Below are 26,767 nucleotides of genomic sequence, written 5' to 3'. Positions count from 1 at the left end.
GAATCAGACTCTCTGAGGTGTGTCGCGTCGGTACCCGAGCCGGAGGCGGGCCGCCCGCCGGGGCGGCCCGCGGCGTCAGACGGCCGGGTGATCGCTGGGGAATTCGCTGTTGATGAGATCGATCAGTTCCTCGACCGAGGCGGCTTCCACCCTGGCCGCCAGCTCGTCGGCGCCCTCCGGCCCGTGCGCCGCCGCGGCGGGCGGGGCCTCTGCGGGCACGGACCCGTCGGGCGCGGACCCGGGGGCGGGGGGTGCCAGTTCCCCGTCCAGGTGGGCGACGAGCGCGGCGGGCGTCGGCATGTTGAACAGCAGGGTGGGCGACAGCCGCAGGCCGGTGGCCGCGCTCAGCCGGTTGCGCAGTTCCACGGAGGTCAGCGAGTCGAACCCGAGGGCCTTGAAGGGCTGCCCGGCCTGCAGCGAGTCGGGCACGGAGTGCCCGAGCACCGCCGCCATGTGCGTACGGACCAGGGCGGACAGGACCTCCTGGCGCTCCTCGGCGGAGCGGCCCGCGAGTTCGCGCCGCAGCGCCTCGGGGCCGCCGCCGGGCGCCGCGGACCGCCGCGGGCCGCCGGCCGAGGGCGCCACCGCACGCAGGACGGCGGGCAGGTCCTCGCCCAGGGCGCGCAGGGCCGCCCGGTCCAGCCGGGTCGGCACCAGTACGGGCCGCGGTGAGGACAGCGCCGCGTCCAGGAGCGCCAGGCCGTCCGCGGCGGGCAGCGGTGCGGTGCCCGAGCGGGCCATCCGGGCCAGGTCGGTGTCCGACAGGGTCCCGCCCATGCCGTCCGGGTCGTCCCACAGCCCCCAGCCGAGGGCCAGGGCGGGCAGGCCCTGTGCACGGCGGTGCGCGGCGAGCGCCTCCAAGTAGACGTTGGCTGCGGCGTAGTTGCCCTGTCCGGCGCCGCCGAGCGTGCCCATCACCGAGGAGAAGAGCACGAAGTGGGCCGGCGGGCGGTCCGCGGTCAGCTCGTGGAGGTGCCAGGCCGCGTCCGCCTTGGGACGCAGCACCGCGTCCAGCCGGTCCGGGGTCAGCGAGGTGACGACGCCGTCGTCCAGCACTCCCGCGGCGTGCAGCACCGCGGTGAGCGGATGCTCCCCGGGCACGGTCGCCAGTACGGCGGCCAGCGCGTCGCGCTCGGCGACGTCGCAGGCGGCGAAGGCGGCCTCGGCGCCCAGGGCGGCCAGCTCGGCGCCGAACTCCCGCGCGCCGGGCGCGTCCGCGCCCCGTCGGCCGACCAGCAGCAGCCGCCGTGCACCGTGGGCGGTCACCAGGTGCCTGGCGACCGTGCGGCCCAGGGCGCCGGTGGCGCCGGTGACGAGCACCGTGCCCTCCGGGTCGATCGGCTGGGGCACGGTCAGGACGACCTTGCCGACGTGCTGCGCCTGGCTGATGAACCGGAAGGCGTCCGGTGCCTCGCGGACGTCGCGGACGGTGAGCGGCAGCGGTTGCAGCGCACCGTCGGTGAGCAGTTCCGTGACCGCGGCGAGGAGTTGGGCAATACGCTCGGGCGGCTCCTGGAGCAGGTCGAAGGACCGGTAGGTGACACCCGGGAAGGCGGCGGCGATCTGCTCGGGGTCGCGGAGGTCGGCCTTGCCCATCTCGATGAACCGGCCGCCGCGCGGCAGCAGCCGCAGCGAGGCGTCGGTGAACTCGCCGACCAGCGAGTTCAGGACGACGTCCATCCCCTGGCCGCCGGTGGCGGCGGCGAACCGCTCGGCGAACTCCGTGGTCCGCGAGGAGGCGATGCGCTCCTCCGGCACGCCGAGCCGCCGTACCGCCTCCCACTTGTCCGGGGCGGCGGTCGCGTAGACCTCGGCCCCCAGGTGGTGGGCGAGCTGGACGGCCGCCATGCCGACGCCGCCCGCGGCGGCGTGCACCAGCACCTTCTCCCCGGGCCGCAGCCCGGCCAGCTCCACCAGGCCGTGGTGGGCGGTGAGGAAGACGATCGGGGCGGAGGCGGCCCGGGCGAACGACCAGCCGCGCGGGATCCGGGTGACCTTCCGGTGGTCGGCGACGGCCACCGGGCCGCAGGCGCCGGGGAACAGCCCCATCACCCGGTCGCCGGGGGCGAGCCCGGTGACCCCGGGGCCCGTCGCGGTGACGACTCCGGCGCCCTCCAGGCCGATCAGGCCCGCGTCGCCCGGATACAGGTCGAGCGTGTTGAGCACGTCACGGAAGTTGACCCCTGCGGCGTGCACCGCGATCCGCACCTGCCCCTCGGCCAGGGGCTCGAGCGCCTCGGGCGCCGGGACCAGGGCGAGCTTGTCCAGGCTGCCGCGGCCGGTGAAGCCCAGCCGCCAGGCCGGGGCGCCCGCCGGGACGTCCGCCGGGACCTCCAGCGCGTCGCCCGCGGCGGCGCGCACCAGCCGCGGGACCAGCACCGCGCCGCCGCGCACGGCGAGTTGCGGCTCGGCGGCCGCCCGGGCCCGGTCCAGCGCCGGGGCCAGCGCCCGGTAGGAGGCGTCCTCGCCGTCGAGGTCCGCCAGGGTCACCCGGCCGGGGTTCTCGGTCTGCGCGGTACGGGCGAGCCCCCACACCGCGGCCCCGGCGAGGTCGGTCAGGTCCGTGCCGGGGACCCGGGCGGAGGCCGCGACCGCGCCTTCGGTGAGGAGCACCAGCGGCGTGCCGGCCAGCCGTTCCTCGGCCGTCCAGCCGCGGAGGAGTTCCAGCGCGTCCCCGGTGGCGCGGCGCACCGCCTCGGGCCGGCCGGAGGCGCCGTCCGTACCGTCGGCCCGGAGGGCGGCCAGGACCCGGTCGGGCAGCGGCTGTCCGGCGTCGAGCGCGGCCAGCAGCCCCGCCAGGTCCGCGTGGACGGGCACCGTGCCGCCCAGCGCCCGGAGCAGGGCGTCCGGAGCGGTGCCCAGTACGGCCGTGCGCCCGGTCGGCACCGCGTCGGTGCCGGAGTCCGGCAGCGGCCGCCATGCGACGTGGTGGAGTCCGTCCGGGGCCGTGCCCGCCGCGGTCGTGGGCACCGGCAGCATGGCCAGCGAGCCGACCGCGGCGACCTCGGCCCCTTCCGGGTCGGTGAGGGTCAGGGCGAACGAGCCGTCGTCGGCGGGCGAGATCCGCACCCGTACCGACTCGGCGCCCGTCCGGCGGAGCGTCACCTGCTGCCAGGCGAACGGCAGCAGCTGTCGCCCGCCGGCCCCGGCCCCGAGGGGGCCGCCCGGGTGCAGGGCCGTGTGGAGGCAGGCGTCCAGGAGAGCCGGGTGCACGCCGAACTCGCGGGCGTCGGCCCGTGTTTCCTCGTCCAGCGCCACCTCGGCGAACAGCTCCTCGCCGAGGCGCCAGGCCGCCCGCAGGCCCTGGAACGCCGGGCCGTACGCATAGCCGCCGTCGGCCAGGTCCTCGTAGAGGCCGTCCAGGGGCAGGGGCGTGGCGCCGGACGGGGGCCACACGCCTCGGTCGTCCGGCTCCGCCGTGGGCTGCTCGGCGGCCGGGGCCAGGACGCCCTCGGCGTGCCGGGTCCACGGCTCGTCCGTACCGGCCGTGCGGGCGTGGACCACCATGCTCCGCCGCCCGTCGTCCGCCGCGGCCGACACCGACAGCTGCACCTCGGCCTCGCCGTCGGCGGGCAGCACCAGCGGCGCGGACAGGGTCAGTTCCGCCACCTGCGGGCAGCCGGTCCGGGCCCCGGCACACAGGGCCAGCTCCACGAACGCGGTGCCCGGCAGCAGCACGGAACCGGCGATGACGTGACCCGCCAGCCACGGGTGGGAGCGCAGCGAGAGCCGCCCGGTGAGCAGCACCTCGCCCGATCCGGCGGACTCCACGACCGCGGCCAGCAGCGGGTGCCCGGCCTCCCGCTGCCCCAGCCGCGCGGCGCCGCCGCCCTGCTCGTCCGGGGCCTCCAGCCAGAAGCGGTGCCGCTGGAAGGCGTACGTCGGCAGCTCCACCGGGCGGGCGCCGGCGAAGTACGGGGCCCAGTCCACGGGCCGGCCCAGGGTGTGCAGGCGCGCCACCGCGGTGACGAGCGTGCGCTCCTCGGACCGCTCGCGGCGCAGCAGCGGCACGAAGACGGCGGCCGGGTCGTCCAGGCACTCCCGGCCCATGGCCGACAGCACCGCGTCGGGGCCGAGTTCGACGAAGTTCCGCACGCCGTGCGCGTACAGCCGGCGCACGCCGTCGGCCAGGCGCACCGGGCAGCGGACCTGCCGTACCCAGTAGGCCGGGTCGCACAGCTCCGCGGCGGGGATCTCGGCGCCGGTCACCGTGGAGACCACCGGCAGCCGCGGCTCGCGGTACGTCACCGACTCCGCGACGCGGGCGAACTCCGCCAGCATCGGGTCCATGCGGTGCGAGTGGAAGGCGTGACTGACCGTCAGCCGGTGGGTGGCGCGGCCTTGTTCTGCGAAGGCGGCGCGGATCTCCTCGACGGCCGCCTCCTCGCCGGAGACGACCACGGCCAGGGGGCCGTTGACGGCGGCGACGGACAGCTCGTGCTCCCGCCCGGCCAGCAGCGGCAGGACCTCCTCCTCGCCCGCCTGGACGGCGAGCATCGCGCCCCCGGCCGGCAGCGCCTGCATCAGCCGGCCGCGGGCGGCGACCAGGGCGCAGGCGTCGGGCAGCGACAGCACACCGCTGACGTGGGCGGCGGCCAGCTCGCCGATCGAATGGCCGAGGACGTAGTCGGGCTCGACGCCCCAGCTCTCGACGAGCCGGAACAGCGCGACTTCGAGGGCGAACAGGGCGGTCTGGGTGTAGGCGGTGCGGTCCAGCGGGGCGTCGTCCGGAGCCGTGCCGTCCGAAGCGGTGCCGTCCGGAGCAGCGTCGTCCGGAGCAGCGTCGGCGAAGACGATCTCCCGCAGCGGCCGGTCCAGCTCCGCGTCGAGCAGCTTCCACACCTCGTCGAGCGCGGCCTCGAAGACGGGGAAGCGCTCGTACAGCTCCCGGCCCATGCCCGGGCGCTGGCTGCCCTGGCCGGTGAACAGGAAGGCGGTGCCGCGGTCGGGGTCGGCGAGCGCGGTGGAGACGGCCTCGTGCTCGGCGCCGTCGGCCAGCGCGGTCAGCGCGTCGAGCAGCCCGGTGCGGTCGTCGGCGACGACCGCCGCGCGGTGGTCGAGGGCGGCGCGGGTGCGGGCCAGCGCGTGTCCGACGTCCCGGATGCCGAGGTCCGGCCGGTCCGCGAGATGTGCGCGCAGCCGGGCGGCCTGGGCGCGCAGCGCCTGCGGAGTGCGGCCGGTGACGACCAGGGGGACGGCCCGCGCGGCGTCCGGCGAGGTGCCGTCCGGCTGCTGCGGTGCCCGGTCGTGCGGCTCCGGCTGCTCGAGGATGACGTGAGCGTTGGTGCCGCTGATGCCGAAGGAGGAGACGGCGGCGCGGCGCGGCCGCCCGGTGTCCGGCCAGGGGCGCTCCCGGTCCAGCAGCGCGACCGTGCCCGCGCTCCAGTCCACGTGCGGGGACGGCTCGTCCGCGTGGAGGGTACGGGGCAGGATGCCGTGCCGCATCGCCTCGACCGTCTTGATGACGCCGCCCACACCGGCCGCGGCCTGGGAGTGGCCGATGTTGGACTTCAGCGAGCCCAGCCACAGCGGCCGTTCGGGGTCGCGGCCCGGACCGTAGACGGCGATCAGGGCGTTCGCCTCGATCGGATCGCCGAGCACGGTGCCGGTGCCGTGCGCCTCCACCGCGTCCACCTCGTGCGGGGAGAGCCCGGCGGCGGCCAGCGCGGCCCGGACGACCCGCTGCTGGGCGGCGCCGCTGGGGGCGGTCAGCCCGTTGGAGGCGCCGTCGTTGTTGACGGCGCTGCCCGCCAGGACCGCGAGCACGGTACGGCCGTTGCGGCGGGCGTCCGACAGCCGCTCCAGCAGGAGCATGCCCGCGCCCTCGGCCCAGGCCGTGCCGTCCGCCCGGGCGGAGAACGGCTTGCACCGGCCGTCCGGCGCCAGCCCGCGCTGGCGGCTGAACTCCACGAACATCCCGGGCGTCGCCATCACCGTGGCCCCGCCGGCCAGCGCCAGCGAGCACTCGCCGCGCCGCAGCGACTGCGCGGCCTGGTGCAGGGCGACCAGGGAGGAGGAGCAGGCGGTGTCGATCGTCAGGGCGGGCCCCTGGAGCCCCAGTACGTAGGCGATCCGGCCGGAGATCACGCTGGACGTGGTGCCGGTCAGGCCGAAGCCGGCCACCCCGGGCCCGGCCCGGTGCAGGCGGGGGCCGTAGTCCGTGGGCATCGCGCCGACGAAGACGCCGCCGGCGCGGCCGCGCAGCGAGCCGGGGTCGATGCCCGCCCGCTCGACCGCCTCCCAGGCGGTCTCCAGCAGCAGGCGCTGCTGAGGGTCCATGGCCAGGGCCTCGCGCGGGCTGATCCCGAAGAACTCGGCGTCGAACCCGCCCGCGCCGTCCAGGAATCCGCCGGACCGGACATAGCTGGTGCCGGGCCGGTCGGGGTCCGGGTCGTAGAGACCGGACAGGTCCCAGCCGCGGTCGGCGGGGAACTCCCCGGTCGCGTCGGTGCCGTCGGCGGCGAGCCGCCACAGCGCCTCCGGGGAGTCCACGCCGCCGGGGAACCGGCACGCCATGCCGACCACGGCGATCGGGTCGTGCTCCACCGGGCGCGCTGCCGCGGGCGCGGCGGCAGCGGCGGCACCGGCCTGCAGCCGGGAGCGCAGGGCCGTGGCGAGCGCGGTCGGGCTGGGGTGGTCGTAGAGGTCCGAAGGGGTCAGGCCGATGCCGGTGGCGCGCTTGAGGCGGCCGCACAGCTCGACCGTCAGGGCCGAGTCCAGACCCAACTCCCTGAAGGTGAGGCCGGAGGGGATCTCCTCGGCCGATCCGTGCCCGAGGACCGCGGCGGCCTGGGTTCGGACCAGGTCCAGCACCGCCTTGTCGGCGGCGGGCGCGGTCAGCCCGGCGAGGCGGCCGCGCAGCCGGGCCGCCGGATCGTCCTCGTGCCCCGCGTCCGGACCGGTGGCGGCCTGGGGCGGCGCGGCCGGGCTGCTCCCGGCGGTGCCGGGGAGGGGCGTGCCGGTGGGCCGCGGTGTGCCGCCCAGCCAGAACGAGCGGCGCTGGAAGGGGTAGGTGGGGAGGTCGACCAGGGGCGCCGAGCCGGGCAGCACCCGAGCCCAGTCCACGGGCACTCCGTGGGTGAACGCCTCGCCGAGCGCGTACAGGAAGCGCCGGGCGCCGCCGTCGTTGCGGCGCAGCGTGCCCAGGGCGGCTGCCTGACCCTCGTGCGCGTCGACGGCCTGCTGGATCCCGCCGGTGAGCACCGGGTGCGGGCTGATCTCGACGAACGCGGTGCAGCCGGCCGCCAGCATCCGCTCGACCGCGGGCCCGAACAGGACGGTGGAGCGCAGATTGCGGCACCAGTAGCCCGCGTCCAGCCCGTCGGTGTCGATGCGGTCCCCGGTGACCGTCGAGTGGAACGGCACCTCGGTGGCGCGGGGCCGGATACCGGCCAGCGTGCTGTGCAACTCCTCGAGCAGCGCCTCCACATGGGCGCTGTGCGAGGCGTAGTCGATCGGGAGCCGCCGGGTGCGCACCGCGTCGCCGTAGTGCGCGGCCAGGGCGTCGAGTGCCGGGCCGTCCCCGGCGACGACGGTGGCCCCGGGGCCGTTGACGGCCGCGACGGACAGCGTCGGGAAGTGCCCGGCGAGGTCGCGGGAGACCTGCTCGGCGGAGGCGGCGACGGACAGCATGCCGCCGCGGCCGGCGATCCGGGCGAGCAGCCGGGCGCGCAGCGCCACCACGCGCGCCCCGTCGGCCAGGGAGAGGGCGCCGGTGGCGGTGGCCGCCGCGATCTCGCCCTGGGAGTGGCCGACGACCGCGGCGGGCTCCACTCCGGCCGCGCGCCACATCTCGGTGAGGGAGACCATCACCGCCCAGAGCACGGGCTGGATCACCTCGTCGCGGTCGAGGGCGGGAGCGCCGGGCGCGCCGCCCAGGACGTCCCGTAACGACCAGTCCAGGTACGGCCGCAGGGCGGCGTCGCAGTCGTCGATGCGGCGGGCGAAGACCGGGGAGGTCTCCAGCAGGGCGGCCGCCATGCCCGGCCACTGCGAGCCCTGGCCGGGGTAGACGAAGGCCACCCGGGCCGGCGCACCGGTGTGCACGCCTTCGGTCGCGGCGGCCGCGGGCTCGCCCCCGGCGAGCGCGGCCAGCCCGGTCAGCAGGGTGTCCCGGTCGTCGGCGAGGAGGACCGCCCGGTGCTCGAAGACGGAGCGGGTGAGCGCGAGGGAGCGGCCGACGGAGGCGAGCGGGGTGCCGGTGTCCGCGCGGAGCCGGGCGTGCAGCCCGGCGGCCTGGTCCCGCAGCGCGGCGGCGCTGCGGGCGGACAGCACCCAGGGATGTGTCTCTTCCGGTACGGCGGCCGGTGCCAGGAGGGCTTCGGGTGCCGGGCGGTCCGGGCTCGGCGCGGCATCGGTCGCGTCCTGTTCCGCCAGCACCAGGTGGCAGTTGGTGCCGCCCATGCCGAACGAGCTGACGCCCGCGACCAGGGGCTCGCCGGGGTGGGGCCAGGAGCCCGCCGCGGTGCGGACGGAGAGGCCGAGGCCGTCCAGCGGGATGTCGGCGGGCGGGGCCTCGAAGTTCAGGCTGGGCACCAGCTCCCGGTGCCTGATGCACAGCACGGTCTTGATCAGCCCGGCGATGCCGGCGGCGCCTTCGAGGTGCCCGATGTTCGTCTTCACCGAGCCGACGGACAGGGGCGTCCCCGCGGAGCGGGCCGCGCCGAGGACTGCGCCGAGCGACGCGGCCTCGATCGGGTCGCCCACCCGGGTGCCGGTGCCGTGCAGTTCGACGTACTGCACGGCACGGCGCTCGGTGCGCGCGTCGTCGTACGCCAGCCGGAGGAGTTCTTCCTGGGCGCTGCCGTTGGGGGTCGGCAGGGTGTCGCTGCTGCCGTCGCTGTTGGTCGCGCCGCCCCGGATGACGCAGTGGACGGTGTCGCCGTCGGCCAGTGCCCTGGCGAGCGGCTTGAGCACGACGACCCCGCCGCCCTCGCCCCGCACATAGCCGTCGGCCCGGTGGTCGAAGGTGAAGCAGCGGCCTTCCGGGGAGAGGCTGCCGAACCGCTCCAGGGCGTGGGTGCCGCGCGGGTCGAGGTTGAGATTGACGCCGCCGGCCAGGGCGACGTCCGCCTCGCCGCGGCGCAGGCTCTCGCAGGCCAGTTGCACCGCGACGAGCGAGGAGGACTGGGCCGAGTCCACCACGAGGCTCGGACCGTGCAGCCCGAGGGCGTAGGAGACGCGGTTGGCGATGATGCCGCGGTGCAGGCCGGTGATCGCATGGGCGGTGACGGCGTCGGCGGCGAGGTCGTTCGCCAGCTTGGCGTAGTCGTCGGCGATGGCGCCGAGGAACACCCCGGTGCGGCTGCCGCGCAGTGCGCCGGGGACGATGCGGGCCTGCTCGAGCGCTTCCCAGCTCAGTTCGAGCGCCAGGCGCTGCTGCGGGTCCATGAGTTCGGCCTCGCGCGGCGAGATGCCGAAGAAGGCGGCGTCGAAGCCGTCCACCCGGTCCAGGAATCCGCCGCGCGGGGCGATGCCCTCCCGTCCGGCGGGCGGTCCGGAGATCGCATCCCGCCCCTCCCGCAGCAGATGCCAGAACTCCTCCGGTCCGGGTGCTCCGGGAAAGCGGCAGGACAGGCCGACGACGGCTATGGCGCGGCTGTCGTGGGGAACAGCCGGCGGACAGTGGTTGCGTGCGACGTGGTTGCGTGCGACATCCATCGCGAGAACGGCCCCCGTGAAGAAGTGCTGGATCTCCGGCTCGTGACCGGTTCCGCTCCACGCTCTGGCGTGGACGGGCCGGCTCGCCGTGGAGAGTTCGGTTGCTCCGCTCGCCCGGCGCGGGCCGCCCGGTGGCGGTCCTCATGCGCGGCGGGGAGGGATCCGGACGTCAACGGTCCGGAAGATCCTGTGGTTTCGGGGGCAACGGCCGTGCAGTCGACCGGGCCCTGCGCGACGGCCCTGCGTGGCCACGACGCCGCTGCGGGACCTCGTGCGCAGGTGTACGCCCGGACGGGCCCGTCGGCGTCCGTACGGGCTTCCGTGCATGCCCGGAAGCTGTGGCATTCCCCCGTGAGATCTGGCTACATCGCAGCCCTCCCCCTGGCTGACTCTTCGAGCAACTGCCCGTATTTGGACTCGATTTGATTTCAACTCTATTACCGGGCACACCCGTTCGCGCCAGGCGGCTTTCGGGCATCCCCGGCAGCGCTCGGCCCGGCCCGGAGGCGGTGGGGAGAGCAGTGGCGAAAAACACTGCCGGCCCGGCCCGTGGGGGCCGGGCCGGCAGTGGTCCGCGCAGCCGCAGCACTGCTGCGACCAGGGCGGACAGGGAACGGCCGGGGCGCGGCACGGCGGGGGTCCATGGGTGCGCCCGGGCCGGGGCCGGGGGTGCCGCCGCGCTCGGCCGGGCGGCGGCACTGTGGATCTCGGCGGTGCCGGACGGATACGGACTGACCGATACCGCCCTGTACAGCCATATGACCGGATGTTACGAGTCCGGTAACCACCCTCCGGGGAGGGCGAGTTGATCTTCAGAACTTACGCGTGAGCGTGCCCGGCACCGTTCTGCGCCGCTCCGCCCTCGTCGTGCAGCCGGAGGGAGAGCAGGGAGTGCGCCATCGCACCGCCCGCGCACACCGCCGAGGCGACGAAGGCGACTTCGGCCATCTCCTCCCGCGTGGCCCCCGCCTCCTTGGCCCCGCGCGTGTGGGTGTCGATGCAGTACGCGCAGCGGGTGGCCGTGGCGACGGCGAGGGCGACGAGCTCCCGGTACTTCAGGGGGACGGCGCCGCCCTCCCTGAACACCGCTTCGTGGAAGCCCATGAATGCGGCCGCCTCCGTCTTCGCAAGATTGACGGTCTGCGGGATGAGCTGCAGGTCGGAAGGCTGCTGATACGTCATGCACCGATGAAAACACCGGCCGTCGAAGGCAGTCCAAGACCACTATGGTTGACCCTGCGAACCTTCCGATATCGTCGACAGCATGGATCTGCGCAGGCTTCGCTACTTCGTCACGGTGGCGGAAGAGGGCAACGTGGGCCGGGCCGCGCGGCGGCTGCACATGTCCCAGCCCCCGCTCAGCCAGCGCATCCGGGAGCTGGAAGCCGAGATGGGCTGCGCCCTGTTCGTGCGTACCCCGCAGGGCATGTCGCTGACCGGGCCGGGAGAGGTGCTGCTCGCCGAGGCCCGGCAGCTGCTGGCGGGCGCGGAGAAGGCGCGCGACCGGGTCCGCCGCGCCGCCGGGGACCGGGTCCTGCGCGTGGGTGTGCTGGGTCCGGGCGAGGCCGCGCTGTCGGCGCCCGTCGCAGAGGCGTTCACCCGGGAACACGAGGGCGTGGTGGTCAATCTCGTGCAGGGCGATCTGGCCGACCCCACCATCGGGTTGACGAGCGGCAGGGTGGACGCGGCGATCACCTTCACGCCCTTCACGGAGACCGGCCTGGCCTACCGCACGCTGCGCGAGGACCGGTGCTTCGCCGCCGTGCCGGCCTCCGGCCCGCTGGCCGGCGCCGCGGCCGTCACCCGGGAAGAGCTGCGCGACCAGCTGTCCGTACGGCTGCCCGAGGGCACCGACCCGGTGTTCCGCGCCTACTGGCAGCCCTCCCCGTCCGCCGACGGCCCGCTGGTGCGCTCCCTGGACGAGTGCCTGCACGCCATCCTGTGGCAGCGTGCCGTGGCCCTCGTCCCGGAACGGACCGCGCGCCGCCATGCGGTGGACGGCATCGTGCACCGGCCGGTCGCGGACGCGCCGCCGGCCCGGCTGGTGCTGGCCTGGCGGCGCACCGACCGCAACCCACTGGTCAGTGGCTATATCGAAGCATTCTGCGCGCATACGGCGAACCGGGCGTAAATCCGCCCGGTTCCGCCGGCTTCACCTCAGCCGGTGCTGCGCACCACCTTGGCGACCTCGCACTTGGCACCGCTGGTGGAGGCGCCCGCCTTGGGGGTGTACGGGTCCGCGAGGTCGAGGGTGTCCGTACGGCCGGGGCGGACGAAGGGGAGCGAGGTGGTCCGGGTGGCCAGCGGAGTGCCGTCCGGAGCGGTGAACTTCACGGTGACGTCGTAGGTGTAGGTCGCCGTCGCGCTGCTGTTGGTGGCGTTGACCTTGGCGACTATGCCCTTCTTGTCGGCATATGCACAGTCGGCGATGTCGACGGACTTCATGGCGTCGCCGCTGTCGTCGGCCGCGGGTGCGCTCGACGCACCGTCCGAGGCCGCGGAGTCCTGCTTGTCCGATTCGCTGCTGCAGCCGCTCACCCCTGCGAGGGCGATGACGGCGATTCCCGATACGGCGGCGATGCGGACGTGGCGAAGCTTCACTGTGGAATCTCTCGTTAGGGGGCAGGACGCGCGGCCGCCCACTCCGGGGCCGCCGACGAGTCCGCCACGCTAGGCACAGGCCTGCACGGCTGGCCATACCGCCGGTAACACTGTGACGGAGTCGCGACCAAACAGATCTCTACTTCTGATCAGAGGTGGTGGAAACCACCGCATAACCCACGGCCGACGGCGCCCGCGTCGTGCATGACCACGACGTGTCTGCTTCCCCCGGCGCACACCGGGGAACGCCTCTCTGTACCAGGGATCCAGTGAGCAGCGCCGTGCCCGGCGCGACGGAAGGGGCCCACGTTGCCAGAGGTGTCAGGTGAGACGTTGCCGGTCGTGTCGGACGAGGTGCGGGAGGCGCTGGACCGCGGGCGGCCGGTGGTCGCCCTGGAGTCGACGATCATCGCGCACGGTCTGCCCAGGCCGCGGAATCTGGCGGTGGCGGAGGAGCTGGAGGACCTCGTACGGGCCGGTGGCGCCGTCCCCGCGACGGTCGCGGTGCTGGACGGGCGGCCCCGGGTCGGCCTGGACAAGGCGCAACTGGCCCGGGTGGCGGGTGAGGAGGGCATCCGCAAGCTGGGGCACCGGGACCTGGCACCGGCGGTGGCGGCGGGGGCGAGCGGGGCGACGACGGTCTCCGGGACCGCCTTCCTGGCCGCCCGGGCCGGGATCCGGGTCTTCGCGACGGGCGGCCTGGGCGGCGTGCACCGCGAGTGGGCGCAGACCCAGGACGAGTCGGCGGACCTGCGGCTGCTGGCGCGCGAGCGGATCGCGGTGGTCTGTGCAGGAGTGAAGTCCGTGCTGGACGTGCCCGCGACGCTCCAGCGCCTGGAGACGCTGGGGGTCGGCGTGCTCGGCTTCCGGACGAGGGAGTTCCCCGGCTTCTACCTCACCGGTTCCGGGGAGCCCGTCGACTGGACGGCCGCCTCCGCGGCGGAGGTGGCCGACGTGCTGCGCGCCCAGGACGCGCTCGGCGGCCCGCCCTCGGCCCTGGTCGTCGCCAACCCCGTGCCCGAGGCGGAGCAGCTGGACCCGGCCCTGCACGACCGGGTGCTGGCCGAGGCGCTGGCCGCGTGTGCCCGGCAGGGGATCACCGGCCAGGCGGTCACCCCGTTCCTCCTGGACCACCTCGTCCGGCACACGGACGGCGCGTCCCTGGAGGCCAACGTGGCCGCGGTGCGGGGCAACGCGCGGCTCGCGGCCGGGATCGCCGTGGCGTACGCCTCATGACGGCGGCCACGGGCGGGGCGCTGCTCGTCGTCGGCGACGTGGTCACCGACATCGTCGCCCGGCACCGCACCCCGCTCGCCCCCGCGACCGACACGGCGGCGCGCATCAGCACCCTCCCGGGCGGCGCGGGCGCCAACGTGGCCTGCTGGGCCGCCCATGCGGGCGCGCCCGACGTGCGCATCCTGGCCCGGGTGGGTACGGACGCGGCGGACCGGCACGAGCGCGCGCTGCGCGCGGCCGGTGTCCGCCCGCACCTGGTGGTCGACCCCGGGGCCGCCACCGGCACGGTCATCTCCCTGGTCGGCGCGGACGGCGAGCGGACGTTCCTCACCGACAGCGGGGCGGTGCTGCGCCTGTCGGCCGCCGACTGGAGCGACGACCTCCTCACCGGAGTCGGCCACCTCCACATATCCGGCTATCTTCTCTTCGCCGGCACGAGCCGCGCGCTCGCCCGGCGGGCGATGGAGGCGGCCCGCGCCCGTTCCGTCCCGGTGAGCGTGGACCCGGCGTCCGCGGGCTTCATCGCCCGCTTCGGGCCGGACCGCTTCCTCGCGGCCGTCGCGGGAGTGGACGCCTTCCTGCCCAGCCACGCCGAGGCCGCGCTCCTCACCGGCCTGCCGGAGCCGACCGCCGCGGCTGCCGAGCTGAGCCGCCACTTCCCGCTCGTGGTCGCCACGCAGGGCCCGCGGGGCGCGCTGGTGGCGGCCTCGGGTGCCGTCGTCGCCCGGGTTCCGGCCGAGCCCGCCACCGCGGTGGACACCACGGGCGCGGGCGACGCCTTCACCGGCGCCTTCCTCTCGGCCCGGCTGGCCGGTCACGACCCCGCCGAGGCCGCGCGGCGGGGCTGCCGCGCGGGCGCCGAGGCCGTCGCGCTCATCGGTGGCCGCCCTCGTCCTCCCGGGCAGCAGGGGTGTAGGCCCGGGCCTCGACGTGGTCGCGCGTGAGCTGGGCGAACGCCCGGGCGGCGGCGGACCGGTAGGCGTCCGCGCGGGTCAGGAGGGCGACGGTGCGGGTGGGCAGCGGCGGGTCGACGGGGACGGGGGTGAGGTGGGGGTGGTCGTGGGTGATGGCGTCGGGGAGGACGGTGGCCAGGGAGGTGCGCCGGACGATCTCGGTGAGGGCCTGGAGGGAGTTGGCCTCCACGGCGATGCGGGGCTGGACGCGGTGCCGGGCGAAGTAGGCGTCGATGTGGCCGCGGGTGGCGAAGTCCTCGCTGAGCAGGGCGAGTTGCTGCTCCTCCAGCGCCCGGACCGGAACGGGCCCGCGTAGGTCCGGGGACCCCGAGACGAGGCCGAGGGTCTCGGTGAACAGCGGCGCGGCGGTGATGCCGGGCAGGTGGGTGCCGGTGAAGGCGATGCCGAGGTCGAGTTCGTCGGCGAGCAGGTCGGCCTCGATGCGGTCCTGGGTCGCCTCCTTGAGGGTCAGGGTGATGCCGGGGTGGCGGGCGTGGAGTCCGGCGGTGAGCGGCCCGACGAGGTAGGCGGTGAAGGTGGGGGTGACGCCCACCCGGAGGTGGCCGCGCGAGAGGTCCTGCACGTCGTGGACGGCCCGCTCGGCGGCGGCCAGGTCGCGCAGCGCCCGGCGGGCGTGGTCGGCGTAGACCCGGCCGGCGTCGGTGGGCCGCACGGTGCGGCCGGTGCGGTCCAGCAGCTGCACCCCCAGGGTGCGCTCCAGCTGCCGGATCTGCTGGGAGAGCGTGGGCTGGGAGATGTGCAGGTCCTCGGCTGCACGCGTGAAGTTGCCGTGCTCGGCCACGGCGAGCAGATAGCGCAGGTGACGCAGTTCCAGAGCCATACGCCGACTATAGGCGCAACTATAGGTACGACCAATAACAGTCATGCCCAACAACTCTTGGACTCTATAGGTGCAGGTCATGCATGGTGGTTTCACCGGCCCCCAGGGGCCTGACGGCTACCGAAGGGAGTGACCTATGCAGGACCTCACCCAGGGCGTCGCGCGGTTCCAGCGCGACGTCTTCCCGGCCAAGGCCGGCCTCTTCGCCCACCTTGCCGCGCATCACACGCCGCACACGCTGTTCATCGGCTGCTCGGACGCCCGTGTCGTACCGGAGCTGATCACCCAGGGCGAGCCGGGTGAGCTGTTCGTCATCCGCACCGCCGGAAACCTCGTCCCCGCCTACACCCCCGGCGCCAACGGGGTGACGGCCAGCATCGAGTACGCCGTCGCCGTGCTGGGCGTGACCGACATCGTCGTGTGCGGGCACTCCGCCTGCGGCGCGATGACGGCCCTGGCCGAAGGCCACGACCTCAGCGGCGCGCCGGTGGTCGCCGACTGGCTGCGGCACGCGGACGCCGCCGTGGCCCGCACCGCCGATCTGGCGGCCGGCCCGGAGAAGACCGGCGCCCTGGTCCGCCAGAACGTGTACGCGCAGCTGACGAACCTGACCACCCATCCCTCCGTCGCCCGGGCGCTGGCGGAGAAGAAGGTGACGCTGCACGGCTGGGTCTTCGACATCGCCACCGGGCGCGTCGAAGCGCTCGACGTCACCGGCTCCGGCGCCGTTGCCGCGGCCTGAACCGGGCCGCGCCCACTCCCCCGAAAAAGTACGAAAGGAATCCCCCCTCATGATGCACGCCCAGTTCGACCCCACCGCCCGTCAGGCCCTGGCCGCCCAGGCCGTGGAGGCCAAGACCCGCAAGGACCTCACCTGGCAGCAGATAGCCGACGCCTCCGGCCTGTCGGTCGCCTTCACCACCGCCGCCGTCCTCGGCCAGCACCCGCTGCCGGAGCAGTCCGCCAAGGCGGTCGCCGAGCTGCTGGGCCTGGACGACGCCGCGCTGCTGCTCCAGACCATCCCCACCCGCGGCTCGATCCCCGGCGGCATCCCCACCGACCCGACGATCTACCGCTTCCACGAGATGCTCCAGGTCTACGGCACCACCCTCAAGGCCCTGGTCCACGAGCAGTTCGGCGACGGCATCATCTCCGCGATCAACTTCAAGCTGGATGTGAAGAAGGTCGCCGACCCCGAGGGCGGCGAGCGCGCCGTCATCACCCTCGACGGCAAGTACCTGCCGACCAAGCCGTTCTGACACCGCAGGAGGGGCGGGGCCGCCCGGCCCCGCCCCTCCCCCGCACACGAACCGTCACCGCACCACTTCGAGGAACCGCATGGACTTCGCGCAGCGCACCATCGACCTGGCCCGCCGGAACGTCGCCGAGGGCGGCCGCCCGTTCGCGACCGTCATCGTCAAGGACGGCGAGATCCTCGCCGAGAGCCCGAACAAGGTCGCCCAGACCAATGACCCCACCGCCCACGCCGAGATCCTGGCCATCCGTGAGGCCTGCACCAAGTTGGGCACCGAGCACCTGACCGGCACCACGATCTACGTCCTCGCCCACCCCTGCCCCATGTGCCTGGGCTCGCTGTACTACTGCTCCCCGGACGAGGTCGTCTTCCTCACCACCCGCGACGCCTACGAGCCCTACTACGCGGACGACCGCAAGTACTTCGAGCTGAGCACCTTCTACGACGAGTTCGCCAAGCCCTGGCACGAGCGGCGCCTGCCCATGCGCCACGAGCCGCGCGACGAGGCCGTGGAGGTGTACCGGTCCTGGCAGGAGCGGCATGCCGACGCGCCGTCCGCGTAGCGGGCCCGGGGCTGCCGCCCCGCCGATAGTTGCCGGTGTGACGCTCTTCCCGAAGACGCTGCGCACGGCTCTCCGTGCGGTCCCTGCCGTCGCGGCGGCCGTCGCCGTGCTGCTGGGGCCTGCGGCCGCCGGGGCCGCCGACCCGGTGGCGGCGCTGTACGGCTCCGAGAACCGCACCCTGCCCACCCGGCGGCACGTGGTCGCCCTGACCTTCAACGCCGCCTGGACCGAGGCAGGGATCGGCTCGGTCCTGCGGACGCTGCACCGGTACGGCACCCCGGCCGCCTTCTTCCTCACCGGCGACTTCGCCGAGCGCCACCCCGCCGCCGCCCGTGCGCTCGCGGCGGCGGGCCACGGCATCGGCAACCACTCCCACAGCCACCCGCACTTCGCGGCCCTGACCCCCGCCGAGCGGGCGGCGGAGGTCCGCAGGGCCGACCGGGCCATCCGCGCCGCCACCGGCACCACGCCGATGCCGTTCTTCCGCTTCCCCTACAGCGAGACCACTCCGCAGGAGATCGCCGAGGTCAACGCCCTCGGCTTCGCGGACCTCGAGTTCACCACCGACACCAAGGGCTACCTCGGCCCGCAGGGCGGCATGACCGTGGCGCAGGCCGTCCAGCGGGCCGTGGCCGCCCTGCGCCCCGGGGCGATCGTCCAGATGCACGTCGGCACGCCGGACGGCCACGGCCCCGTGCTCGACGCGGAGGCACTGCCCCGGATCATCGAGGCCGTCCACGCCCACGGCTACGGCATCGTCGACCTGCGCGGACTCCTCGACGCCTGCCGCAGCCGGTGAAACGCCCCGTGCCTGTGCTACTTGTTCAGCGCCGCGACGCCGGCCTGGGCGAACTTCTCGTCGAGGTCGCCGCTGGGTGCCCCGGCCACGCCCACGGCCGCGACGGGGGCGCCCTTCACCTGGACCGGGGCGCCGCCCGGCAGGAAGAGGGTGCCGGGGATGTCCTTGAGGTTCGGGGTCTGGGCGAGGCGGCCCATCAGGGCGGAGGTGGGTGCGTTCCACGAGACGGCGGTGAAGGCCTTCTTCTCGGCGGAGGCGTACGACTGGGGGCCCGCGCCGTCGCCGCGCAGGGTGACGATCGTGTTGCCGTCGCGGTCGACGACGGCGACGGAGACCTTCTGGCCCTCCTTGGCGGCGGCAGCCAGCGCGGCCTGCGCGGCCTCGGTGGCGGCGGCGACCGTCAGGTGGGTGGACTGCGTCAGGTTCCGGGCCGAGGCGTCGGACTTGACCGCGGAGGCGGTCCCGGCCGCCGGGGAGGCGGCGTTCGCGGAGACGATGCCGAAGGCCCCGGCGGCGAGGAGGGCCGCGGCGGAACCGGTGACGAGGATCTTCTTCGTGTTGGTCATGCCTCGATCCTCCGGCCGCATCCGGGGGCCGGGCTTCGGCCCGTCGGCTCGCCGTTCGGCGCGGACTGGTGGATGCCGCTGTCATCCGATCGGCTGATGCGAGGATGGTCCCGTCGGGTCACGATGAACGCGTATGCGCAGGTGAGGAGGGTGAATGCGGCAGAAAGCGGCAAGCGCGAGGGCAGGCGGGAGCCGTGGTGCGGTGCTCGACGAGGGCACGCCGACCGGTGAGCGCCGGCTCGCGGTCGTCATGCACACCGCGTTCTTCCTGCTGCTCGGTGCGTCGCTGGCCCGGTTCCTGATCCGGCACCCCGGCGAGCCCCGCACCCCGTGGATCATCGCGCTCTCCGCCGTGCTGGCCCTGCTGTACGTCCTCGGCCGGGCTCCGCTGTCGCGGTCCGGGCCGCGCCGGCTCGTGTGGCTGGGTGCGGTGGTGGGGGCCTGGATGGTGCTGGTGGTCCTCGCGCCGAGCTTCGCATGGTGCGCGGTTCCCCTGTTCTTCACCGGCCTGCACGCCCTGCCCCCGCGCACGGCGCTCGCCCTCGTCGTGGTGCTCACCGCCTTCGTGGTCGCCGCCCAGCTGAAGCTGTCGCCCGGCGGCTTCGACCCCAACCTGGTCCTGGCGCCGCCCGCGGTGGCGGCCATCGCGACCGCCGTCTTCGTCCACATGCGGCGCCAGGCGGACCGGCAGCAGCAGCTGATCGACGACCTGATCCGCACCCGGCGCGAACTCGCCGACACCGAGCGGCGCGAGGGCACCCTCGCCGAGCGGCAGCGGCTGTCGATGGAGATCCACGACACCCTCGCCCAGGGCCTGTCCAGTCAGCAGATGCTGCTCCAGGCCGCCGACCGGGTCTGGGCGACGGACCCCGGCACCGCGCGCCGCCACGTGCGCACCGCCGCGTCGATCGCGGAACAGAACCTGGCCGAGGCGCGCCGCTTCGTGCACGACCTCGCCCCCGCGGGCCTCGCCGACGGCGGCGGCCTGGAGAAGGCCCTGCCCGCGCTGGCCGCCCGGGTGTCGGAGGAGGCCGGGACGCTCACCGTGCGCTGCCACGTGGAGGGGACTCCGCTGCGCCCGCTGCCCGACCGGGTCGCCTCCGCGCTGCTGCGCATCGCCCAGGGCGCACTGGCGAACGTACGCGAGCACGCCGCCGCCACGACGGCGACCCTCACCCTCACCTGCCTCGACGACCAGGTGGTCCTCGATGTCGCGGACGACGGCTGCGGCTTCGACGCGTCGGCCGCCGCCGCACCCGCCCCGGCCCCCGGCGAGCGGGGCCACGGCCTGCCCGCGATGCAGGCCCGGGTGCACCGGCTCGGCGGCACCCTCACCATCGAATCGGCGCCCGGCGAGGGCACGGTCGTCTCCGCTGCCATCCCCCTGGAACCGCTGACATGACGAAAGCCTCCGTCCGCCTCCTCCTCTGCGACGACCACGCGGTCGTGCGCGCCGGGCTGCTCGCCCTGCTCGGCAGCGAACCCGACATCGAGGTGGTGGGCGAAGCGGGCGGCGGCGAGGAGGCCGTGGCCATGGCGGCGAAGCTCACGCCGGACGTGGTGCTGATGGACCTCCAGCTGGGCCCCGGCATCGACGGCGTGGAGGCCACCCGCCGCATCGCGGCCACCGGCGTCCATGTGCTGGTCCTCACCACGTACGACACGGACGCCGACATCACCCGGGCGATCGCCGCGGGCGCGACCGGCTACCTGCTGAAGGCCGAGCGCCCCGAGGAGCTGTTCGCGGCGATCCGCTCCGCCGCCCAGGGCCGCACCACCTTCTCCCCGCCCGTGGCGAGCCGCGTCATGAACCGCATGCGCGGCACGTCCCGCCCCGCGCTCACCGCCCGGGAACTCGACATCCTCACCCAGCTGGCCCGTGGCCTGGGCAACCGGGAGATCGCCCGCGCCCTGTTCATCAGCCAGGCCACCGTGAAGACCCATCTGGGCCGGATCTACGACAAGCTCGGCGTCGACACGAGGGCGGGCGCGGTCGCGGTGGCGAAGGAGCAGCGGCTGCTGCCCTGAGTCACTCCTCGGCCGGCAGCGGCTGGTCGGTCCAGATGGTCTTGCCCGTGGGGGTGTAGCGGGTGCCCCAGCGCTGGGTCATCTGGGCGATGATGAACAGGCCGCGGCCGCCCTCGTCGTCGGCGGCGGCGTGGCGCAGGTGGGGTGAGGTGTGGCCGGTGTCGGAGACCTCGCAGACGAGGGTGCGGTCGCGGATCAGCCGGACCTCGATCGTCCCGCCGGAGGCGTAGCGGATGGCGTTGGTGACCAGCTCGCTGACGATCAACTCGGTGGTGAACGACAGGTCGTCGAGCCCCCACTCGCCCAGCTTCCGGCTCGTGGCGGCCCGGGCGTGCGCGACGGTCGCCGGGTCGGCTTCCAGCTCCCACACCGCCACCTGGTGCTCGTCGAGCGTCCGGGTGCGGACCAGGAGCAGGGCCGCGTCGTCGTCCACCGGGCCGGGCAGCAGCGCCGCCACCGTGCGGTCGCACAGCTCCTCCAGGGGGCGTCGGCACTGGGTGAGGACGCCGGTGAGCAGTTCGAGGCCCGTCTCGGTGCTGTGGTCCGGGGCCTGGACGAGGCCGTCGGTGAAGAGGGCGAGCAGGCTGCCAGCGGGCAGCCGGAGTTCCGTGCTCTGGAAGGGCGAGCCGCCCAGGCCCAGGGGCGGGCCTTCCGGCAGGCTCGGGTAGCTGACCGCGCCGCTGTCCGGATCGACGACGGCGGGCGGCGCGTGGCCGGCGCGCGCCATGCTGCACAGCCCGGACACCGGGTCGTACACCGCGTACAGGCAGGTGACCCCGAGGGCCTCGTCGCTTCCGCTGCCCGGCCCGTGCCCGCCGTGGCCGTGGGCCCGCTCTTCGGCGAGCTGCTCCTCGGCGGTCTGCCCGACGACGTCGTCCAGGCGCGCGAGCAGCTCGTCCGGGGCGAGGTCCAGCCGGGCCAGGACGCGCACGCTCGTGCGCAGCCGGCCCATGGTGGCGGCGGCGCGCAGCCCGTGGCCGAGCACGTCGCCGACCACCAGGCCGACCCGGGTGCTGGACAGCGGGATGACGTCGAACCAGTCGCCGCCCACCCCGGAGCGGCTGTCGGCAGGCACGTAGCGGCTGGCCGTCTCGACCCCGGTCAGCGCCGGCAGGTGGTGGGGCAGCAGGCTGCGCTGCAGGCCGAGGGCGGCGGTGTGCTCCCGCGTGATGACGAGCATCAGGACGACGCCGATCAGCAGGGCGCCCAGGCCCACGACGCTCACCCCGCCGGTCCGTCCGACGAGCGGCAGGTCGAAGGAGGTCGTGCCGTAGCCCGGTTCGGCGTAGACGACGAAGGCGGCGTAGCAGAACAGGCTGAGCATGATCAGCCCGCCGAGGCCCGGGAGCAGCCCCTTGAACAGCAGGTCCCGGGGGCTGCGGGTGAGCACCCCGCGGTAGTACCAGACGCAGGCGAAGCCGGTGAGGCCGTAGTAGAACGCGATCGCGAGGCCGACCGCCTTGATGGAGTCGGCCAGCACATCGCGGCTGATCATGGTCAGCAGGACGAGGAAGCCGATGGAGACCAAACCCATGCCGACGGTCGACCAGGTCGGGGTGAGGAACCTGCGGTGCACCCGGGCGAAGCGCGAGGGGACGGCCTTGTGGGCGGCCATGGAGAAGACGGTGCGGGCCAGCGGCAGGATCGTGGTCTGGGTGGAGGCGACCGCCGAGGTCAGCACCGTGAAGATGAGCAGCTTGGTCAGGAACCAGCCGGGGCCCCGGGTGCCGAAGACGGCACCGCCTAGTCCGGAGAGCACGTCTCCGGAGTTGGCCGTGTTGCCCAGCCCGGTGCCCTGGGTGCCGATCCCGGCGAACGCCTGGGCCGAGGTCGCGACCAGGGAGTAGATGCCCAGCAGGAGCACGGTGGAGACGACCGCCGCCCGCCCGGGGGTGTGCCTGCTGTCGGCGGTCTCCTCGTTGACGATGACGGCGGTGTCCCAGCCCCAGTAGACGAAGGCCGCGGCGAGGAAGCCGGTGGTCAGCGCCTGGGCCGACGGCACGCGGAGGGGGTTGAACCAGGAGGCGGAGACGTGGATCGCCGTCGGCGGGCCGTCGGTGTAGACCCTGACCAGGGCGGTGACCGCGAACAGGAGCAGCACCGCCAGCTCGATGCACACCAGCCACCGCTGGAGGGCCGCCGACACCTCGATGCCCACGTAGCAGACCGCGGTCGTCACGGCGATCCAGGCGACCCCCGCGACGGTGGTCCACAGCCGGCTTCCGGCGAGCGAGTCGAACCCGAGCAGCCGGAAGCCGTAGATGCCGGCGATCTCCGCGAGGTTCGCCATGCCGATGATGTCGGCGACGATGATGCCCCAGCCGCCCATCCAGCCGATGCGCGGGCCGAAGGCGCGGGAGGCCCAGGTGAAGGTGGTCCCGCAGTCGGCGTCGCTCGCGTTGAGCTCGCGGTAGGCGTACGCGATCAGCAGCATCGGGACGAAGGCCAGCATGGTGATGATCGGGGCCTGGAGGCCGACCCCCGCCACGATCAGGCCGAGCGTCGCGGCCAGGCTGTACGCCGGAGCGGTGGAGGCCAGGCCCATGGCGACCGAGGAGAAGAGTCCCAGGGCACCGGACTTGAGCCCCTTCTCACCCGCACCGGGGCCGGGCGCGAGCGGTGCGGCGGACTCGGCCGGAGCGCCGAAGAGCGTCTTCACACCTGAATTCCACTCCGCGTTCGACTCCGCGTCCGGCTCCGCGTCCGGCTCTGCGTCCGGCTCTGCGTCCGGCTCTGCATTCGGCTCCGCATCCCGCCGGGAGAGTCCGCGTCCCCGAGAAGGCTCATGATCACTATTTTCCCCGTGGTCGATCGGGTCCGCCAGACGGTGACGGCTGTGCGGCGGTCCGGCCCCTGCTCAGCCGAGCCCGCCCGCGTAGTCGGGCACATACGTCTGCCGGTCGCGAGGGGGCCGCCGGTATCCGGTGGAGGCCGGGCGGGGCGGCAGCTCGAGGACGGGGCGGGGCACTTCGTGGTAAGGGACCGTCGAGAGCAGGTGAGCGATCATGTTGATGCGGGCCGAGTGCTTGTCGTCGCTCTCGACGACGTACCAAGGTGCCTCCGGGACGTCGGTCCGCGCGAACATCTCGTCCTTGGCCCGGGAGTACGCCTCCCAGCGGGTGATGGACTCCAGGTCCATCGCCGAGAGCTTCCAGCGTCGCGTCGGGTCCTCCAGCCGGCTGCGGAACCGCTGTTCCTGCACCGTGTCGCTCACCGAGAACCAGTACTTGCGCAGCAGGATCCCGTCCTCGGCCAGGAGCCGTTCGAAGACGGGGCACTGGCGGAGGAAGCGTGCGTACTCCTCGTCGGTGCAGAAACCCATGACGTGCTCGACCCCGGCCCGGTTGTACCAGCTCCGGTCGAACAGGACGATCTCCCCGGCCGCCGGCAGCTGCGCCACGTAGCGCTGGAAGTACCACTGCGTGCGTTCCCGTTCGGTCGGGACGGGCAGTGCGGCGATCCGGGCGATGCGCGGGTTGAGATGTTCGGACACCCGCTTGATGGTGCTTCCCTTGCCCGCGGCGTCACGCCCTTCGAAGACGACGACGAGCCGCTCGCCCTCGGCCCGCACCCATTCCTGGAGCTTGACCAGTTCCACCTGGAGCCGCAGCAGCTCACGTTCGTAGACCGGGCGCGGCAGACGCCGCGGCCGCTTCCTGCCGGTCACCGCCATCACCTCCGTAGGGGTTCCTCCCACGCTATGGGGCGGGCCGCTCCGGCCGGCCCCACAGGGGCCGAACGGTCCCGGACGCCCTCCGATCGGCCCTGGCGGCGCCTTCCGGCCGGGGGCAAGCTGGGAGGACATTCCAGGCACGCCCCGTCCCCCCTTCGGAGGCAGTCATGCGGGACGTCACGCCCCCGGCACCGGCCACCGCCCCCACCGACCAGGAGCTGCAGGCCCTGGACGCCCACTGGCGGGCCGCGAACTACCTGGCCGTCGGGCAGATCTACCTGATGGCCAACCCGCTCCTGACCCGGCCGCTGCGCCCCGAGCACGTCAAGCCGCGGCTGCTGGGCCACTGGGGTACCTCGCCGGGGCTGAACCTGGTGCACACCCACCTCAACCGCGTCATCCGCGCCCGCGGCCTGGACGCCCTGTGCATCTGGGGGCCCGGGCACGGCGGGCCCGCCGTGCTGGCCAACTCCTGGCTGGAGGGCACGTACGCGGAGACGTATCCCGACGTCAGCCGTGATGCGGCCGGCATGGAGCGGCTGTTCCGGCAGTTCTCCTTCCCCGGCGGCGTGCCCAGCCACGTCGCCCCCGAGACCCCCGGCTCGATCCACGAGGGCGGGGAACTGGGCTACTCCCTCTCCCACGCCTACGGAGCCGCCCTCGACAACCCCGGCCTCCTCGTCGCCTGCGTCATCGGCGACGGCGAGGCCGAGACCGGGCCGCTGGCCGCCTCCTGGCATTCGAACAAGTTCCTCGACCCGGTGCACGACGGCGCGGTCCTGCCCATCCTCCACCTCAACGGCTACAAGATCGCCAACCCGGCCGTTCTCGCCCGCCTGCCCGAGCAGGAGCTGGACGACCTGCTGCGCGGCTACGGCCACGAACCGCTCCACGTCACCGGGGACGACCCGATGACCGTCCACCGGGCCATGGCCGCCGCCCTGGACACCGCGCTCGACCGGATCGCCCTCATCCAGCGCACCGCCCGGCAGGAAGACATCGCCGAGCGCCCCCGCTGGCCGGTCCTCGTGCTGCGCACCCCCAAGGGCTGGACCGGCCCCGCCGAAGTCGACGGCCTGCCGGTGGAGGGCACCTGGCGCGCCCACCAGGTGCCGCTGGCCGGAGTCCGCGACAACCACGAACACCTGCAGCAGCTGGAGGCGTGGCTGCGCTCGTACCGCCCGGAAGAGCTCTTCGACGAACAGGGCCGCCCGCGGCCCGAGGTCCTTTCCTGCATCCCCGAGGGCACCCGCAGGCTCGGGGCGACGCCGCACGCCAACGGCGGCCTGCTGCTGCGCGAGCTGCCCCTGCCTCCCCTGGAGCGCTTCGCGGTGCCGGTCGACAAGCCCGGCGCCGGCCTGCACGAGCCCACACGCGTCCTCGGCGAGCTGCTCGAGAACGTCATGGAGGCCACCCGCGAACGCCGCGACTTCCGCCTCGTCGGCCCCGACGAGACGGCCTCCAACCGCCTCCAGGCCGTCTACCGGACCACCGGAAAGGCCTGGCAGGCCTCGATCCTGCCCGTCGACGAAAACCTCGACCGGCAGGGCCGCGTCATGGAGATCCTCTCCGAACACACCTGCCAGGGCTGGCTGGAGGGCTATCTGCTCACCGGCCGGCACGGCCTGTTCTCCTGCTACGAGGCGTTCGTCCACATCGTCGACTCCATGGTCAACCAGCACGTCAAATGGCTGCGCGTCACCCGCCGCCTGCCCTGGCGCCGCCCCATCGCCTCCCTCAACTACCTGCTCACCTCACATGTATGGCGCCAGGACCACAACGGCTTCTCCCATCAGGACCCAGGCTTCATCGACCACATCCTCAACAAGAGCCCCGAAGCCGTACGGGTCTACCTCCCGCCGGACGCCAACACCCTGCTGTCCGTGGCCGATCACGTACTGCGCAGCCGCGACTACGTCAACGTGATCGTCGCGGGCAAGCAGCCCTGCTTCGACTGGCTGAGCCTGGAGCAGGCGCGGGCGCACTGCGCCCGGGGCGCCGGCGTCTGGACATGGGCCGGCACCGAGGACGGCACCCGGGAGCCCGACGTCGTCCTCGCCTGCGCCGGGGACGTCCCCACCCAGGAGGTTCTGGCCGCCGCCCAGCTCCTCCGCCACCATCTGCCGGACCTGGCGCTGCGCGTGGTCAACGTGGTCGACCTGGCCAGGCTGCTGCCCGCGGAGGAACACCCGCACGGCATGAGCGACGCCGAGTACGACGCCCTGTTCACCACCGGCAAGCCGGTCATCTTCGCCTATCACGGCTACCCCTGGCTCATCCACCGCCTCGCCTACCGCCGCACCGGCCATCCCCACCTGCACGTCCGCGGCTACAAGGAGATCGGCACCACGACCACGCCCTTCGACATGGTCGTCCGCAACGACCTCGACCGCTACCGCCTCGTCATGGACGTCATCGACCGCGTCCCCGGCCTGGCCGTCCGCGCCACCGGGGTACGGCAGGCCATGGAGGACGCCCGCACCCGCCACCACTCCTGGATCCGGGAGCACGGCACGGACCTGCCGGACGTCACCGACTGGACCTGGTCCGCGTGACGGGCGCCGCCGAAGCGTGCCGTCCCTCAGCCATTCC

The 26,767-nt window shown here is 74.3% G+C and carries 17 protein-coding genes; 10 read left to right on the top strand and 7 right to left on the bottom strand.

Annotation, left to right across the window (positions count from 1 at the left end; translation table 11 throughout):
- Nucleotides 1–75: 75 nt before the first annotated feature.
- Nucleotides 76–9,660 carry a type I polyketide synthase gene (locus AC1Z4A_RS28090; RefSeq protein WP_483682659.1) on the bottom strand — a complete coding sequence of 3,195 codons (9,585 nt, stop codon included), beginning with the start codon at nucleotides 9,658–9,660 and terminating at the stop codon, nucleotides 76–78.
- 819 nt (nucleotides 9,661–10,479) lie between these two features.
- Nucleotides 10,480–10,842, bottom strand: coding sequence for a carboxymuconolactone decarboxylase family protein (locus AC1Z4A_RS28085; protein ID WP_483682658.1), 363 nt, complete (start codon nucleotides 10,840–10,842; stop codon nucleotides 10,480–10,482).
- Between the two features lie 82 nt (nucleotides 10,843–10,924).
- Between AC1Z4A_RS28085 and AC1Z4A_RS28080 the strand changes: the two genes are divergently transcribed.
- On the top strand, nucleotides 10,925–11,791 hold the full coding sequence (locus AC1Z4A_RS28080) for a LysR family transcriptional regulator (protein WP_483682657.1): 867 nt from the start codon (nucleotides 10,925–10,927) through the stop codon (nucleotides 11,789–11,791).
- Nucleotides 11,792–11,817: 26 nt separating this feature from the next.
- Here the strand turns inward: AC1Z4A_RS28080 and AC1Z4A_RS28075 are convergent, their stop codons facing one another.
- Nucleotides 11,818–12,261 (bottom strand): hypothetical protein, encoded by a 444-nt coding sequence (locus AC1Z4A_RS28075; protein WP_483682656.1) that lies wholly within the window; start codon nucleotides 12,259–12,261, stop codon nucleotides 11,818–11,820.
- Nucleotides 12,262–12,579: 318 nt separating this feature from the next.
- Here AC1Z4A_RS28075 and AC1Z4A_RS28070 point away from each other — a divergent pair, with 318 nt between their 5' ends.
- Both AC1Z4A_RS28070 and AC1Z4A_RS28065 read left to right on the top strand, forming a co-directional pair.
- Nucleotides 12,580–13,497: a pseudouridine-5'-phosphate glycosidase gene (locus AC1Z4A_RS28070; RefSeq protein ID WP_483682655.1), complete on the top strand. Its 918-nt coding sequence runs from the start codon at nucleotides 12,580–12,582 to the stop codon at nucleotides 13,495–13,497.
- Entirely contained in the window at nucleotides 13,494–14,441 is a 948-nt protein-coding gene (locus AC1Z4A_RS28065) for a carbohydrate kinase family protein (protein WP_483682654.1), read from the top strand. The genes AC1Z4A_RS28070 and AC1Z4A_RS28065 overlap by 4 nt, the downstream gene beginning before the upstream one ends.
- Here the strand turns inward: AC1Z4A_RS28065 and cynR are convergent.
- The gene (cynR, locus tag AC1Z4A_RS28060; protein WP_483682653.1) at nucleotides 14,371–15,291 is read right to left on the bottom strand and encodes a transcriptional regulator CynR; all 921 of its coding nucleotides are present in this window, start codon (nucleotides 15,289–15,291) and stop codon (nucleotides 14,371–14,373) included. The genes AC1Z4A_RS28065 and cynR overlap by 71 nt on opposite strands.
- Nucleotides 15,292–15,427: 136 nt before the next feature.
- Here cynR and AC1Z4A_RS28055 point away from each other — a divergent pair, with 136 nt between their 5' ends.
- From AC1Z4A_RS28055 to AC1Z4A_RS28040, 4 genes are all read left to right on the top strand, one after another.
- A complete protein-coding gene (locus AC1Z4A_RS28055) occupies nucleotides 15,428–16,033 on the top strand; it encodes a carbonic anhydrase (RefSeq protein ID WP_483682652.1) in 606 nt (201 codons plus the stop codon).
- A 49-nt stretch (nucleotides 16,034–16,082) separates the two neighbouring features.
- The gene (gene cynS / locus AC1Z4A_RS28050; RefSeq protein ID WP_483682651.1) at nucleotides 16,083–16,550 is read left to right on the top strand and encodes a cyanase; all 468 of its coding nucleotides are present in this window, start codon (nucleotides 16,083–16,085) and stop codon (nucleotides 16,548–16,550) included.
- A 79-nt stretch (nucleotides 16,551–16,629) separates the two neighbouring features.
- The gene (locus AC1Z4A_RS28045) at nucleotides 16,630–17,109 is read left to right on the top strand and encodes a nucleoside deaminase (protein ID WP_483682650.1); all 480 of its coding nucleotides are present in this window, start codon (nucleotides 16,630–16,632) and stop codon (nucleotides 17,107–17,109) included.
- 37 nt (nucleotides 17,110–17,146) lie between these two features.
- Complete coding sequence (locus tag AC1Z4A_RS28040) at nucleotides 17,147–17,908, top strand: polysaccharide deacetylase family protein (RefSeq protein WP_483682649.1); 762 nt, start codon at nucleotides 17,147–17,149, stop codon at nucleotides 17,906–17,908.
- Nucleotides 17,909–17,925: 17 nt separating this feature from the next.
- Here the strand turns inward: AC1Z4A_RS28040 and AC1Z4A_RS28035 are convergent, their stop codons facing one another.
- Nucleotides 17,926–18,474: a GlcG/HbpS family heme-binding protein gene (locus AC1Z4A_RS28035; protein WP_483682648.1), complete on the bottom strand. Its 549-nt coding sequence runs from the start codon at nucleotides 18,472–18,474 to the stop codon at nucleotides 17,926–17,928.
- Nucleotides 18,475–18,628: 154 nt separating this feature from the next.
- On the opposite strand from AC1Z4A_RS28035, the gene AC1Z4A_RS28030 reads away from it, so the two are divergent.
- On the top strand, nucleotides 18,629–19,876 hold the full coding sequence (locus AC1Z4A_RS28030) for a sensor histidine kinase (RefSeq protein ID WP_483682647.1): 1,248 nt from the start codon (nucleotides 18,629–18,631) through the stop codon (nucleotides 19,874–19,876).
- Nucleotides 19,873–20,502, top strand: coding sequence for a response regulator (locus AC1Z4A_RS28025; RefSeq protein WP_483682646.1), 630 nt, complete (start codon nucleotides 19,873–19,875; stop codon nucleotides 20,500–20,502). The genes AC1Z4A_RS28030 and AC1Z4A_RS28025 overlap by 4 nt, the downstream gene beginning before the upstream one ends.
- A 1-nt stretch (nucleotide 20,503) precedes the next feature.
- Here the strand turns inward: AC1Z4A_RS28025 and AC1Z4A_RS28020 are convergent, their stop codons facing one another.
- Together AC1Z4A_RS28020 and ppk2 are read right to left on the bottom strand one after the other, a co-directional pair.
- On the bottom strand, nucleotides 20,504–23,161 hold the full coding sequence (locus AC1Z4A_RS28020; RefSeq protein WP_483682645.1) for an amino acid permease: 2,658 nt from the start codon (nucleotides 23,159–23,161) through the stop codon (nucleotides 20,504–20,506).
- 198 nt (nucleotides 23,162–23,359) lie between these two features.
- Complete coding sequence (gene ppk2 / locus AC1Z4A_RS28015) at nucleotides 23,360–24,175, bottom strand: polyphosphate kinase 2 (RefSeq protein WP_483682644.1); 816 nt, start codon at nucleotides 24,173–24,175, stop codon at nucleotides 23,360–23,362.
- A gap of 167 nt (nucleotides 24,176–24,342) precedes the next feature.
- Here ppk2 and AC1Z4A_RS28010 point away from each other — a divergent pair, with 167 nt between their 5' ends.
- Entirely contained in the window at nucleotides 24,343–26,730 is a 2,388-nt protein-coding gene (locus tag AC1Z4A_RS28010) for a phosphoketolase family protein (protein ID WP_483682643.1), read from the top strand.
- Nucleotides 26,731–26,767 lie beyond the last annotated feature (37 nt).

This window comes from Streptomyces sp. 17_S59 (assembly GCF_056930295.1).
The sequence above is the reverse complement of the archived record's forward strand: the minus strand, read 5'-3'. Positions and strand labels throughout refer to the sequence as shown.

Coding starts and splice junctions, on each gene's coding strand:
- AC1Z4A_RS28090 (WP_483682659.1), bottom strand. CDS start 9,660: ATGGATGTCGCACGCAACCACGTCGCACGCAACCACTGTCCGCCGGCT.
- AC1Z4A_RS28085 (WP_483682658.1), bottom strand. CDS start 10,842: ATGACGTATCAGCAGCCTTCCGACCTGCAGCTCATCCCGCAGACCGTC.
- cynS (WP_483682651.1), top strand. CDS start 16,083: ATGATGCACGCCCAGTTCGACCCCACCGCCCGTCAGGCCCTGGCCGCC.
- AC1Z4A_RS28035 (WP_483682648.1), bottom strand. CDS start 18,474: ATGACCAACACGAAGAAGATCCTCGTCACCGGTTCCGCCGCGGCCCTC.
- AC1Z4A_RS28065 (WP_483682654.1), top strand. CDS start 13,494: ATGACGGCGGCCACGGGCGGGGCGCTGCTCGTCGTCGGCGACGTGGTC.
- cynR (WP_483682653.1), bottom strand. CDS start 15,291: ATGGCTCTGGAACTGCGTCACCTGCGCTATCTGCTCGCCGTGGCCGAG.
- AC1Z4A_RS28010 (WP_483682643.1), top strand. CDS start 24,343: ATGCGGGACGTCACGCCCCCGGCACCGGCCACCGCCCCCACCGACCAG.
- ppk2 (WP_483682644.1), bottom strand. CDS start 24,175: ATGGCGGTGACCGGCAGGAAGCGGCCGCGGCGTCTGCCGCGCCCGGTC.
- AC1Z4A_RS28080 (WP_483682657.1), top strand. CDS start 10,925: ATGGATCTGCGCAGGCTTCGCTACTTCGTCACGGTGGCGGAAGAGGGC.
- AC1Z4A_RS28055 (WP_483682652.1), top strand. CDS start 15,428: ATGCAGGACCTCACCCAGGGCGTCGCGCGGTTCCAGCGCGACGTCTTC.
- AC1Z4A_RS28025 (WP_483682646.1), top strand. CDS start 19,873: ATGACGAAAGCCTCCGTCCGCCTCCTCCTCTGCGACGACCACGCGGTC.
- AC1Z4A_RS28030 (WP_483682647.1), top strand. CDS start 18,629: ATGCGGCAGAAAGCGGCAAGCGCGAGGGCAGGCGGGAGCCGTGGTGCG.
- AC1Z4A_RS28045 (WP_483682650.1), top strand. CDS start 16,630: ATGGACTTCGCGCAGCGCACCATCGACCTGGCCCGCCGGAACGTCGCC.